Annotated in this window: 9 protein-coding genes; 5 read left to right on the plus strand and 4 right to left on the minus strand. The window is 73.1% G+C overall.

The window, feature by feature from the left end:
• Positions 1–37: 37 nt before the first annotated feature.
• From nirB to ABNF97_RS15670, 3 genes are all read right to left on the minus strand, one after another.
• A complete protein-coding gene (gene nirB / locus ABNF97_RS15660; RefSeq protein WP_349338958.1) occupies positions 38–2,608 on the minus strand; it encodes a nitrite reductase large subunit NirB in 2,571 nt (856 codons plus the stop codon).
• A 76-nt stretch (positions 2,609–2,684) separates the two neighbouring features.
• Complete coding sequence (locus ABNF97_RS15665) at positions 2,685–4,172, minus strand: FAD-dependent oxidoreductase (protein WP_349338959.1); 1,488 nt, start codon at positions 4,170–4,172, stop codon at positions 2,685–2,687.
• Positions 4,169–6,331, minus strand: coding sequence for a molybdopterin oxidoreductase family protein (locus tag ABNF97_RS15670; protein ID WP_349338960.1), 2,163 nt, complete (start codon positions 6,329–6,331; stop codon positions 4,169–4,171). Before ABNF97_RS15670 ends, ABNF97_RS15665 begins: the two co-directional genes overlap by 4 nt.
• A gap of 155 nt (positions 6,332–6,486) precedes the next feature.
• Here ABNF97_RS15670 and ABNF97_RS15675 point away from each other — a divergent pair, with 155 nt between their 5' ends.
• The 5 genes from ABNF97_RS15675 (at position 6,487) to glmM (ending at position 11,408) form a co-directional block, all read left to right on the plus strand.
• Positions 6,487–7,185 (plus strand): methyltransferase domain-containing protein, encoded by a 699-nt coding sequence (locus tag ABNF97_RS15675; protein WP_130462003.1) that lies wholly within the window; start codon positions 6,487–6,489, stop codon positions 7,183–7,185.
• A gap of 152 nt (positions 7,186–7,337) precedes the next feature.
• The gene (locus ABNF97_RS15680) at positions 7,338–8,789 is read left to right on the plus strand and encodes an MFS transporter (protein ID WP_349338961.1); all 1,452 of its coding nucleotides are present in this window, start codon (positions 7,338–7,340) and stop codon (positions 8,787–8,789) included.
• 232 nt (positions 8,790–9,021) lie between these two features.
• On the plus strand, positions 9,022–9,465 hold the full coding sequence (rplM, locus tag ABNF97_RS15685) for a 50S ribosomal protein L13 (RefSeq protein ID WP_130462005.1): 444 nt from the start codon (positions 9,022–9,024) through the stop codon (positions 9,463–9,465).
• A 20-nt stretch (positions 9,466–9,485) separates the two neighbouring features.
• Positions 9,486–9,938: a 30S ribosomal protein S9 gene (gene rpsI / locus ABNF97_RS15690; RefSeq protein WP_130462006.1), complete on the plus strand. Its 453-nt coding sequence runs from the start codon at positions 9,486–9,488 to the stop codon at positions 9,936–9,938.
• A gap of 111 nt (positions 9,939–10,049) precedes the next feature.
• Positions 10,050–11,408, plus strand: a complete 1,359-nt coding sequence (gene glmM, locus ABNF97_RS15695) for a phosphoglucosamine mutase (protein ID WP_130462007.1) — start codon at positions 10,050–10,052, stop codon at positions 11,406–11,408.
• Between the two features lie 23 nt (positions 11,409–11,431).
• Here the strand turns inward: glmM and ABNF97_RS15700 are convergent, their stop codons facing one another.
• Positions 11,432–12,097 carry an ABC transporter ATP-binding protein gene (locus ABNF97_RS15700; protein ID WP_486484929.1) on the minus strand — a complete coding sequence of 222 codons (666 nt, stop codon included), beginning with the start codon at positions 12,095–12,097 and terminating at the stop codon, positions 11,432–11,434.
• Positions 12,098–12,144: the final 47 nt, after the last annotated feature.

Below are 12,144 nucleotides of genomic sequence, written 5' to 3' on the forward strand. Positions count from 1 at the left end.
GTGGTGTGCGAGGTCGTGGTGTGCGTGGTGTGCGAAGTCAACTCGGTACCCCCACGGTCGTCGGCAGGCCGAGCGCCACCGGTCGACGCTCCCCCAGGGCCGGGACGGGCTGTCCCCGTTCCACCTCGAACGTGATCGACGGGTCCGGTACGTCGGGCGCGTTGACGAAGGAGGCGAACCGGCGCAGCCGGTCCGGGTCCGCCAGCGTGTCCCGCCACTCGTCGGAGTACGACCCGACGTGCCGGGCCAGCGCGGCGTCGAGTTCGGCGCAGAGCCCGAGCGAGTCGTCGACGATGACCGCTCGCAGGTGTTCCAGGCCGCCCTCCAGCGCCTCGATCCAGGCGGCCGTCCGCTGTAACCGGTCGGCGGTGCGGATGTAGAACATCAGGAACCGGTCGACGTACCGGACCAGTTCCTCGGTCGACAGGTCCTGGCCGAAGAGTTCGGCGTGCCGGGGCCGGAAGCCGCCGTTGCCGCCGAGGTAGAGGTTCCAGCCGCCCTCGGTGGCGATGATCCCGAAGTCCTTGCTCCGGGCCTCGGCGCACTCCCGGGCGCAGCCGGAGACCGCTGACTTGATCTTGTGCGGTGCGCGGAGTCCCCGGTAGCGCAGCTCCAGGGCGATCGCCAGCCCGACCGAGTCCTGCACCCCGTACCGGCACCAGGTCGAGCCGACGCAGGACTTGACGGTCCGCAGCGCCTTGCCGTAGGCGTGCCCGGACTCGAAACCGGCGTCGACCAGCCGGCGCCAGATCTGCGGCAACTGTTCGACCCGGGCGCCGAAGAGGTCGATCCGCTGCCCGCCGGTGATCTTCGTGTAGAGCTGGAAGTCCCGGGCGACCTCGCCGATCACGATCAGCTTCTCCGGGGTGATCTCGCCGCCCGGGATCCTCGGCACCACCGAGTAGGTCCCGTCCCGTTGGATGTTGGCCAGGAAGTGGTCGTTGGTGTCCTGCAGCGACGCCTGCTCGCCGTCGAGCACGTAGCCGTTCCCGAGCGAGGCGAGGATCGAGGCGACCGCCGGTTTGCAGATGTCGCAGCCCCGGCCCCGGCCGTGCTCGGCGACCAGCCGGGAGAAGGTGCGGATCCCGCGTACCCGGATGATCTCGAAGAGCTCCTGCCGGCTCTGCGCGAAGTGCTCGCAGAGCGCCCGGCTGAGGGTCACCCCAGAGACCGCCAGCAACTGCTTGAGCATCGGTACGCAGGAGCCGCAGCTCGTTCCGGCCCGGGTGCACGCCTTCAGCCCCGGTACGTCCGTGCAGCCCTCGGCGATGGCGTCGACGAGCTGGTCCTTGGTCACCCCGTTGCAGGAGCAGACCTGGGCCGAGCCGGGCAGCGCGGCGATCCCGGCACCGGTCCCGCCGCCGTCGCCGGCCGGGGCGAGCAGGGCCAGCGGCGGGCCGGGCAGCGCGCCGCCCACGCTGGCCCGCAACGCCGGGTACGCCGACACGTCACCGACCAGCACCCCGCCGAGCAGGGTCTTCGCGTCGTCGGAGAGGACCAGCCTGGCGTAGACCCGGGTGGCCGGGTCGGTGAAGGTCACGTCGAGGCAGCCCGGGGTCCGGCCGTGCGCGTCGCCGAACGAGGCGACGTCCACCCCGAGCAGCTTCAGCTTGGTGGAGAGATCGGCGCCGGGAAAGGTCGCCGTGCCACCGACCAGCCGGTCGGCCACCACCTCCGCCATCGCGTAGCCCGGGGCGACCAGGCCGTAGCAGGTGCCGTCGACGGCGGCGCACTCACCGATCGCCCAGATCCGCTCGTCGACGCTTCGGCAGCTCTGGTCGACCCGGATCCCGCCCCGTTCGCCCAGCGGCAGACCGGCGTCCCTGGCCAACTCGTCCCGGGGCCGGATGCCGGCGGCCACCACCACCAGGTCGGTGGGGAGCCAGCTGCCGTCCGAGAGGGTCAGCCCGGCCAACTCGCCGTCCGGGCGGGACCGGATCGCGGTGGTGGCCACCCCGAGCCGGGGCACCACGCCCAACTCCTCGACGTAGCGGCGCAGCATCGCGCCGCCGGCCTCGTCGACCTGCACCGGCATCAGCCGGGGGGCGAACTCGACCACCGAGGTGGACAGGCCGAGCAGCCGCAGCGCGTTCGCCGCCTCCAGGCCGAGCAGCCCACCCCCGATCACCGCGCCGGTGCGCCGGCCCTTGGCGAAGTCGCGGATCGCGGTCAGGTCGTCCAGGGTGCGGTAGACGAAGACCCCGGGCCGCAGCGACGGCGTCGGCCCGGGCGCGTCCGGACCCCTCGCCACGTAGGCGCCGTCGATCGGCGGCACGAACGGGTACGACCCGGTCGCCAGCACCAGCGCGTCGTACCGGTACTCCCCGCCACCGGTGACCACCCGCCGCCCGGCCCGGTCGAGTTCCACCACCGGCTCACCCAGCCGCAGGTCCACCCCGTCGTCGGGACGGTGCAGGCTCAGCTCGTCGGCGTCCACCCCGTCGAAGAACGCCGAGAGCCGCACCCGGTCGTACGCCGGCCGCCCCTCCTCGGCCAGCACCGTGACCTGCCAGCGGCCCTCGGTGTCCCGGGAGCGCAGCGCCTCGACGAAGCGCTGCCCCACCATGCCGTTGCCGACCACCACAAGTCGCTCACCTTGTGCTCTCATGACGGCACTCCGCTTCGCTCCGTGCCGTCATGAGGCACGCCCGCCCTGAGCTGGCCGATTCGCTCACTTCGTTCGCTCATGCTGCTGTCGCCTCCGCTTCCACCGGGTCGGGAGTGTCGATCGAGGAGAGCCAGCCGAGGATCCCCTCGACGGCGTCCCGGCAACCGCCGCAGCCGGTGGTGGCCCGGGTCGCTGCGACGACGTCGTCCAGGGACCGCGCCCCGGCCCGCCAGCAGCGCACCAGCGCACCCTTGCGCACGGTGTTGCACTGGCAGACCGTGGCCGCGTCCGGCATCAGCGCCGGTGACTCGACCAGCGCCGGACTCGCGGTGTCCCGGCTGCGGCCGAGCAGCAGGGTGCGGCGGTCGACCGGCACCGGCGTACCCCGGTCGAAGAGCTGGATCACCGTGCCGACCGCCGGGTTGTCGCCGAGCATGATCGCCCCGGTGAGCCGTTCGCCGACGATCCGCAGCCGGGCGTAGGTGCCGCGGACCGGGTCGGAGAAGCTGAGTTCCTCGACGTCCGGAGCCGGGCCGGCGGCCGCGTCCCCCATCGCGGCCAGGTCGATGCCGGCGGCCTTGAGCCGGGTGACCGGTGGCTGCGGTCGGTAGCGCGCGCCGGGATCGTGCCCGGCCAGCACCTGGGCCAGCACCCGGGCCTGCTCCCAGGCCGGGGCGACCAGGCCGGTGACCACGCCCGCGTGCTGCGCGCAGTCGCCGATCGCCGAGATGTGCGGGTCGCTGGTGCGCAGCCGGTCGTCGACCACCACGCCCCGGTCCACGGTGAGCCCGGCGGCGCGGGCCAGTGTCACGTCGGGGCGTACCCCGCAGGAGAGCACCAGCAGGTCGGCGTCGAGTACCCGTCCGTCGGAGAGGGTCAGGGCGAGGCCGTCCGACCGGGCGTGCACGGCGCTGGCCGCCACGTCCAGGTGGGTGCTGACACCGAGCCCGGTCAGGGTACGGGCCAGCACCGCGCCGGCCGCCGGATCGAGCTGCCGCTCCATCAGGTGCCCGACCGGGTGCACCACGTGCACGTCGAGCCCTCGGGCGGCCAGCCCCCGGGCCGCCTCCAGCCCCAGCAGCCCACCGCCGAGCACCAGGGCGCGGCGGGCTCCGGCCGCGGCGGCCAGGATGCGCCGGCAGTCGTCCAGGGTGCGGAACACGGCGACCCGGTCGGGCAGCGCCGCCCGGTCCAGCCCGGCCAGCGGCGGGACCAGGGCCCGCCCGCCGGTGGCGAGCACCAGGTGGTCGTACCCGATCAGGTCGCCCTGGCCGGTGGTCACCGTCCGAGCCGCCGGGTCGACAGCGGTGACCTCGACCCCGGGCCGTACGTCGATGCCGTGCCCGGCCGCCTCGGCCAGCCGCACCCCGGACTCGTCCACCTTGCCGGCGAGCAGGCTCGACAACATGATCCGGTTGTACGCCCGGTGCAACTCGGCGCCGAGTACCGTGATCTTCGCGTCGCCGCGCCGGGCGGCCAACTCGGCGGCCAGCCGGGCGCCGGCCATGCCGTACCCGACGATCACGAACCGGTTCCGTGGCCCGTGCGCTTCCACTGCGGTCATGGGGCTGTCACCTCGGTGTTCGCTGACTGGACCCGCTCCACCCGGACCGCGCAGACCTTGAACTCGGGCATCCCGGAGACCGGATCGAGGGCGTCGTTGGTCACCGAGTTGACCCGGGCCGCGCCGGCCCAGTGGAACGGTGCGAAGACGGTGTCCGGTCGGATGGTCGGGGTCAGCCGGGCCGGCGCCCGCATCTCGCCCCGGCGACTGATCACCCGTACCTCGTCGCCGTCGTCCACCCCGAGCCGGGCGGCCAGGTCGGGATGCAGCTCCACGAAGGCGTCCGGGGCGACCCGGCGCAGCGCCTCGACCCGCCGGGTCTGCGCACCGGACTGGTACTGCGTCAGCACCCGTCCGGTGGTGAGGTAGACCGGATAGTCCGGGCAGACCTCCTCGGCGACCGGCCGGTGTTCCACCGGCAGGAACCGGGCCCGCCCGTCCGGGGTCGGGAACCGGTCGGTGAACAGCCGTGGTGTCCCCGGCCCGTCCTGCGCGGGACAGGGCCAGAAGACGCCGTCCTCGGCGTCGATCCGCGCCCAGGTGATCCCGGCGTAGTCGGCGGCACCGCCGGCCGAGGCGCGACGCAGCTCCGCGAAGACCTGTTCGGGTGTGGTCGGGAAGCGGGAGCGTTCCGACCCGGCCGCCCCGTCGACGTGGTCCAGCCGGTCGGCGAGGTCGGCCAGCAGGGCCAGGTCGGTGCGTACGCCCGGCGGTGGCGGCCGGAGCGCGCGGCGGCGCAGCACCCGGCCCTCCAGGTTGGTCATCGTGCCGTCCTCCTCGGCCCACTGCGCGGTCGGCAGCACCACGTCGGCGATCTCGGCCGTCTCGGACAGGACGAAGTCGGCCACCACCAGCAGGTCGAGGTCGCGCAGCCGGCGGGTGACCCGGGCCGCCCGGGGTGCCGAGACGACCGGGTTGGAGCCGAACACCAGCAGCCCCCTCGGGCCGCCGTCGGTGCCGAGCGAGTCGAGCAGCTCGTACGCCGACACACCCGGCCCGGGTAGCAGGTCGGGGTGCACCCCCCAGACACCGGCGACGTGTGCCCGGGCGGCCGGGTCGTCGATGCGGCGGTAGCCGGGCAGCTGGTCGGCCTTCTGCCCGTGTTCGCGGCCGCCCTGGCCGTTGCCCTGCCCGGTGAGGCAGCCGTACCCGGAGCCGGGCCGGCCGGGCAGGCCGAGCGCGAGGGCCAGGTTGACGAAGGCGGTCACCGTGTCCACGCCCTTGGCGTGCTGTTCGGCGCCGCGCGCGGTGAGGATGATCGCCCGGTCGGCGGTGCCGAGCGTCCGGGCCGCGGCCTCCAGGTCGGCGACCGGCACCCCGGAGAGCCGCTCGGCCCGGGCCGGCCAGTACCCGGCGGCCACCCGGCGCACCCGGTCGAACCCGGTGGTCCGGTCGGCCACGTAGTCCTTGTCGACCAGCCCTTCGGCCAGGGCGATGTGCAGCAACGCGTTCGCCACCGCGAGGTCGGTGCCGGGGGTCGGTTGCAGGTGCAGGGTGGCCTGCCGGGCGGTCGCGGTGGCCCGGGGGTCGACCACGATCAGGGTGCCGCCGCGCTGGCGCTGCTCGACCAGGTACCGGACCAGCGGCGGCATCGTCTCGGCGACGTTCGCGCCGACCAGCAGCAGGGTGTCGGCGGTACCGAGGTCGGCCAGCGGGAACGGCAGTCCCCGGTCGATGCCGAAGGCCCGCGTCCCGGCGGCGGCGGCCGAGGACATGCAGAACCGGCCGTTGTAGTCGATGTTCCGGGTGCCGAGCGCGACCCGGGCGAACTTGCCGAGGGCGTACGCCTTCTCGTTGGTCAGTCCACCGCCGCCGAAGACGGCCACCGCGTCCCGGCCGTACCCGGACTGGATCCGGCGGATCCCGGCCACCACCCGGTCCAGTGCCTCCGGCCAACTCGCCGGGTGCAGCGGCCCGCCGGGCCGGTCCCGCAGCAGCGGGGTGGTCAGCCGGTCGGGATGGTCGAGGAGTTCGGCGGCGGTCCAACCCTTCTGGCAGAGCCCACCACGGTTGGTGGGGAACTGCCGGGGCAGCACCTCCACCCGGTCGCCGGTGCGGCGCAGGGTCATCCCGCACTGGAGGGCGCAGTATGGGCAGTGCGTGACCACGTCTTGGGACACATCCTCCGAATGCGTCGCAGTGCGGGCACCGTCTGTCATGTCCGCCAAGCGTGCCGGCACCCGGTTTCACGGTCGGGTCCCGGTTGTTTCGGGCCTGTCAAGAGCCGCTCACACGGACCCCGCTGAACGGGTCGGCTCCGGAGGAGTGGATCTATGATGTGCAAGGCCGTTCCACACCTCAGGAGGCACTCCAGATGGCCGTGGTGTCGCTCTTCGACGCGGTGGCCGGGTCGTACGACGAGTCCCGACGCCGGCTCGTGCCATGCTTCGACGACTTCTACGGCACCGCGGTCGAGGTGGCCGCTCCGCCGCTGCGCCGGGCGCTGGCGTCCGGCCGGGTACCGGCCGCACTCGACCTCGGCGCCGGGACGGGGCTCTTCTCGATCCTGCTCGGCGCCGCCGTACCCGGGGTGCGGAGCACACTGCTCGACGGTGCCCCGGCGATGCTCGCGGTTGCCGAGGGGCACCTGACCCGGCGCGGGGTACCGCACGAGACGGTGGTCGCCGATCTGACCACGCCGCTGCCGGGTGGCCCGTACGACGCGGTGGTCTCCGCGCTCGCCATCCACCACCTGTCGGACGCCGACAAGCGGGACCTCTACCGCCGGGTCCGGCAGGTACTCGTCCCCGGCGGGGTCTTCGTGAACGCCGAACAGGTGGCCGGCAGCACCCCCGACCTGGACTCCCGGTACGACCAGGTGTGGCTGGCCCAGGTCACCGCGCTCGGTGCCACTGAGGCGGAGATCGCCGCGGCCCGGGAGCGGATGCTGCACGACCGCCCGGCGCCGATGCCGGACCAGTGCCGATGGCTGGTCGAGGCCGGTTTCGTCGGGGTGGACTGCTTCTACAAGTCGTGGCGGTTCGCCGTCTTCGGCGGCCGGCGCGAGCTGTGACGGGCAACGCGATACCGCAGAGCATCTGAGCGCCCACGGGGGGCGGGGCGGCAGATTTCACCGTCCGCCGCGGCCCGCCGTGCGCCGACCGTTGCCGCCACGACTTCACGTCCGAACCGCCGGGAAACCCGGTGCTCCTACGTTCGGCCGGCATGACGAGTACTGCCGCCGCGACCGGCCCGACGGCCGACCCGGGTACCGACAGCACGGCCTCCGCCGCGGCACGCGCCGGCATCCTTCCGGCACCGGACGCCACCACCGCGCCCGTGCCCGCCCGCCGGCACCGGCTAGACGACTGGCGTCCGGAGGACCCCGAGTTCTGGCGTACGACCGGAGCGCCGATCGCCCGGCGCAACCTGATCGTCTCGGTTGCCGCCGAGCACGTCGGCTTCTCGGTGTGGAGCCTCTGGTCCGTCCTGGTCCTCTTCCTCGGCCCGCAGTACGGGATCGACCCGGCCGGGAAGTTCCTGCTGACCGCCGTACCGGCGGCGCTGGGCGCGACGCTGCGGCTGCCGTACACCCTGGCGGTGGCCCGGTTCGGCGGGCGGAACTGGACGATCGTCAGCGCGCTGCTGCTGCTGGTGCCGGCGCTGCCGATGGCGATCCTGATCGAGCCCGGGGTGTCGTACGGCACGTTGATGGTGCTGGCCTGCCTGGCCGGGGTCGGCGGCGGCAACTTCGCCTCGTCGATGGCGAACATCAACCTCTTCTACCCGCAGCGACTCAAGGGCTGGGCGCTGGGCCTGAACGCGGGTGGCGGAAACATCGGGGTGGCCGCCGTCCAGCTGGTCGGGCTGGCGGTGCTGGCCACGGCGGGTGCCGCGTACCCGCGCCTGGTGCCGGCGGTCTACCTCCCGCTGATCGTGCTCGCCGCGCTGGCCTCGGCCCGCTACCTGGACAACATCACCGGGATTCGCAACGAGCGGGGGGCGCTCCGGGAGGCGGCCCGGGACCCGCACACCTGGGTGATGTCCGCGCTCTACATCGGCACCTTCGGGTCGTTCATCGGCTTCGGCTTCGCCTTCGGGCAGGTGCTGCTGGTGCAGTTCGGCGACCGGTTCGGCACCCCGCTCGACGCGGCGTACCTGACCTTCCTCGGGCCGCTGGTCGGCTCGCTGGTCCGGCCGGTCGGCGGGTACCTGGCCGACCGGTACGGCGGCGCCCGGGTGACCCTGGCGACCTTCGCCGCGATGGCGGCCGGCGCCGGACTGGTCTACCACGCCTCCCGGGAGCGCTCGCTGACCCTCTACCTGATCGGGTTCGTCGGGCTCTTCGTGCTCTCCGGGCTGGGCAACGGATCGACGTACAAGATGATCCCGGCGATCTTCCGGGCCCGGGCGGCCCGGTCGGTGGCCACCGGCGAGCTGGACCCGGACACCGCGCAGCGCCGGGCGTGGCGGCTTTCCGGCGCCCTGATCGGGATCGCCGGGGCGGTCGGCGCGTTCGGGGGCGTACTGGTCAACATCGCCTTCCGGCAGTCGTTCCTGGCGTACTCCTCGGCCGACGCCGCCTATCTGGCCTTCATCGCCTGGTACGCCCTCTGCCTCGGGCTGACCTGGGCGGTCTATCTCCGTCCGTCCCCCCGCCGCCTCCCCGGCGTATGACCTGCGTGCAGGGAAGGGCCCCGGTATATCGTCTTCTGTTGTAGCCGGGGGCCCTTCCTCGCACCCGTTTTGACCGGGGTGTGGGCGACCGGGTATCGTTGCCTGCTGTTGTGTGACACCCAAGTTTTCACGTGACATCCGCGGGCGTGCCTTTCCCGGGTACGCTTGGTCGTTTGCGCGTGCCTGGCGACCGGTGCGCGACCCCAGACCGACGACGAGACAAGGTAGACCTGTGCGTACGTACAGCCCGAAGCCGGGTGAGATCGAGCGTCAGTGGCACGTCATCGACGCGTCAGACGTCGTGCTGGGCCGTCTGGCCTCCCACGTTGCCACGCTGTTGCGGGGCAAGCACAAGCCGACGTTCGCGCCGCACGTCGATACCGGTGACTTCGTCGTCGTCGTGAACGCGGGCAAGGTGGCGCTGACCGGCAACAAGCGGCACACCAAGGTCGCCTACCGGCACTCCGGCTACCCGGGCGGTCTGAAGCAGGTCGGCTACGACGAGCTGCTGACCAAGCGTCCCGACCGGGCGATCGAGCTGGCCGTCAAGGGCATGCTCCCGCACAACAAGCTCGGCCGTAAGCTGATCAAGAAGCTGAAGGTCTACGCCGGTGCCGAGCACCCGCACGCCGCGCAGCAGCCGGTGCCGTTCGAGATCAAGCAGATCGCGCAGTGAGCGCGGGCGAAGGAAACAGCATGACCGACACCATCGCGACCACCGAAGCCCCGGTGCCCGCCCCGGTGGCCCGGGCTCCTCGTGGCGACCGGCCGATCCAGACCGTGGGCCGCCGCAAGGAGGCGATCGTCCGGGTCCGGATCGTCCCCGGCAGCGGCAAGATCACTTGCAACGGTCGTGAGCTGGAGGCGTACTTCCCGAGCAAGGTGCACCAGCAGCTCATCAAGGAGCCGCTGGTCACCGCCGAGAAGGCCGAGGCGTTCGACGTCATCGCCAACCTGCGGGGCGGCGGCACCACCGGCCAGGCCGGCGGGCTGCGGCTGGCCATCGCGCGGGCGCTGATCGCCAACGACCCCGACGACCGCCCCGCGCTGAAGAAGGCCGGCTTCCTCACCCGGGATGCCCGGGAGAAGGAAAGCAAGAAGTACGGCCTCAAGAAGGCGCGCAAGGCGCCCCAGTACTCCAAGCGCTGATCAGCGGCAACACCTTGTACGTCTGACATACGGCCGGACCCCGCCCCCTTCCGCGACGGCGGTGTCCGGCCGTTTCGTCTTCCACTGGTGCGCTTCCCGGAGGTTCCGCGCATGGGGCGACTGTTCGGCACCGACGGCGTACGCGGACGCGCGAACGCCGACCTCACCCCCGAGTTGTCACTCGCGGTCGCGGTGGCGGCCGCACACACCCTCGCGGAGGCCGACCGGAGCCATCCGCCACTCGCCGTGGTGGGCCGGGACACCCGGGCCAGCGGCGAGATGCTGGAGGCTGCGGTGGTGGCCGGGCTGACCAGCGCCGGAGCCAACGTGGTCCGGGTCGGTGTGCTGCCCACGCCGGGGGTGGCGTTCCTGGTGGGCGAGGCGAAGGCGTCCTTCGGGGTGATGCTCTCGGCCTCGCACAACCCGATGCCGGACAACGGGATCAAGCTCTTCGCGGCCGGCGGGCACAAGCTCCCCGACGACGTCGAGCTGAGGATCGAGGCCGCCGTCGAGGCGAACGGCACCGCCGGCTGGCAGCGGCCGACCGGCGCCGGCGTCGGCCGGGTGCACGACCTGCTCGACGGTGCCGAGCACTACGTACAGCATCTGGTGGGCACGATCCCGCACCGGCTCGACGGGCTGAAGGTCGTCGTCGACTGCGCCAACGGCGCCGCCTCGGAGGTCGCCCCGGTGGCGTACCGGGAGGCCGGTGCCGAGGTGATCGCGATCCACGCCGAGCCGGACGGGCTCAACATCAACGACGGCTGCGGCTCGCAGCACCTCGACGACCTGCGGGCCGCCGTCGCAGAGCACGGTGCCGACCTCGGGATCGCGCACGACGGCGACGCCGACCGGTGCCTGGCGATCGCCGCCGACGGCAGCGAGGTGGACGGCGACCAGATCATGGGGATCCTGGCGCTGGCCATGCGGGAGGCCGGGACGCTGAGCCAGGACACCCTGGTCGCGACCGTGATGAGCAATCTCGGGCTCCGGCTCGCCATGTCCGCCGCCGGCATCCGGCTGGTCGAGACCAAAGTCGGCGACCGGTACGTGCTGGAGGAGCTGCGCGCCTCCGGGCTGGCCCTCGGCGGCGAGCAGAGCGGGCACCTGGTGTTGCCGGCGTACGCGACCACCGGCGACGGGGTCCTCACCGGGCTGCACCTGATGTCCCGGATGGCGGCGACCGGCCGTACCCTCGCCGAGCTGGCCTCGGTGGTGACCAAGCTGCCGCAGGTGCTGATCAACGTGCCGGTCGCGGACCGGACCGTGGGAGCCGGCGCGCCGGGCGTACTCGGCGCGGTGCAGCGGGCCGAGGCCGAGCTGGGCGAGACCGGCCGGGTCCTGCTCCGCCCCTCCGGCACCGAGCCGCTGGTCCGGGTGATGGTCGAGGCGCCCACCCTGGAGCTGGCCCGGGACATCGCGGAGCGGATCGCCGCCGAGGTGCGTACCGCCAGCCCGGTGCCGGCGTAACGGAGGCCCTGGAGCCGGAGGTTCTAGAGCCGGAGCTGGCTGACCCGGGCCAGGGTGTCGTCCGGGCCGTCGCCGCCAATGAGGTCCAGGTCCTCGGTGACCCGGCCGTCCCGGAGCCGGACCAGCCGGTCGCACCGGGCGGCGATGTGCGGTTCGTGGGTGGCCAGCAGGATCGTGACGCCCCGCTCGTCGCGCAACCGGAGCAGCAGGTCGAGGATCTCCCCGCCGGTGGCCGAGTCGAGGTTGCCGGTCGGCTCGTCCGCCAGCAGCAGCGTCGGCCCGCCGATCAGCGCCCGGGCCACCGCGACCCGCTGCTGCTGGCCGCCGGAGAGCTGCGCCGGCAGCGCCCGCTCCCGGCCGCCGAGCCCGACCGCGTCGAGCAGTTCCCGGGCCCGGGCCGTCCGGTCGTAGCCGACCCGGTACGGCAGCACCGGCGCGAGCACGTTGTCCAGCGCGGTCAGGGCGGGCAGCAGATGGTAGCGCTGGAACACGAATCCCACACTTCGGCGGTACCCGGCCAGGGCGCGGCGACCCAGCCGGGTGATCTCCTGCTCGCCGACGACGATCGAGCCGGAGTCGGCCGCCTCGATCGCCCCGACCAGGTGCAGCAGGGTGGACTTTCCGGAGCCGCTCGGCCCGGTCAGTGCCAGCACCGAGCCGGCGGCCACGTCGAGCGACAGCTCGTCCACCGCGACGATCGGGAGTTCTCCGCCGGAGAACCGCTTGGTCAGCGCGG

This window comes from Plantactinospora sp. B6F1 (genome assembly GCF_040120695.1).
In the GTDB taxonomy this organism is placed as follows: Bacteria; Actinomycetota; Actinomycetes; order Mycobacteriales; family Micromonosporaceae; genus Plantactinospora.

Coding starts and splice junctions, on each gene's coding strand:
- nirB (WP_349338958.1), bottom strand. CDS start 2,608: ATGAGAGCACAAGGTGAGCGACTTGTGGTGGTCGGCAACGGCATGGTG.
- ABNF97_RS15665 (WP_349338959.1), bottom strand. CDS start 4,172: ATGACCGCAGTGGAAGCGCACGGGCCACGGAACCGGTTCGTGATCGTC.
- ABNF97_RS15670 (WP_349338960.1), bottom strand. CDS start 6,331: ATGACAGACGGTGCCCGCACTGCGACGCATTCGGAGGATGTGTCCCAA.
- ABNF97_RS15675 (WP_130462003.1), top strand. CDS start 6,487: ATGGCCGTGGTGTCGCTCTTCGACGCGGTGGCCGGGTCGTACGACGAG.
- ABNF97_RS15680 (WP_349338961.1), top strand. CDS start 7,338: ATGACGAGTACTGCCGCCGCGACCGGCCCGACGGCCGACCCGGGTACC.
- rpsI (WP_130462006.1), top strand. CDS start 9,486: ATGACCGACACCATCGCGACCACCGAAGCCCCGGTGCCCGCCCCGGTG.
- glmM (WP_130462007.1), top strand. CDS start 10,050: ATGGGGCGACTGTTCGGCACCGACGGCGTACGCGGACGCGCGAACGCC.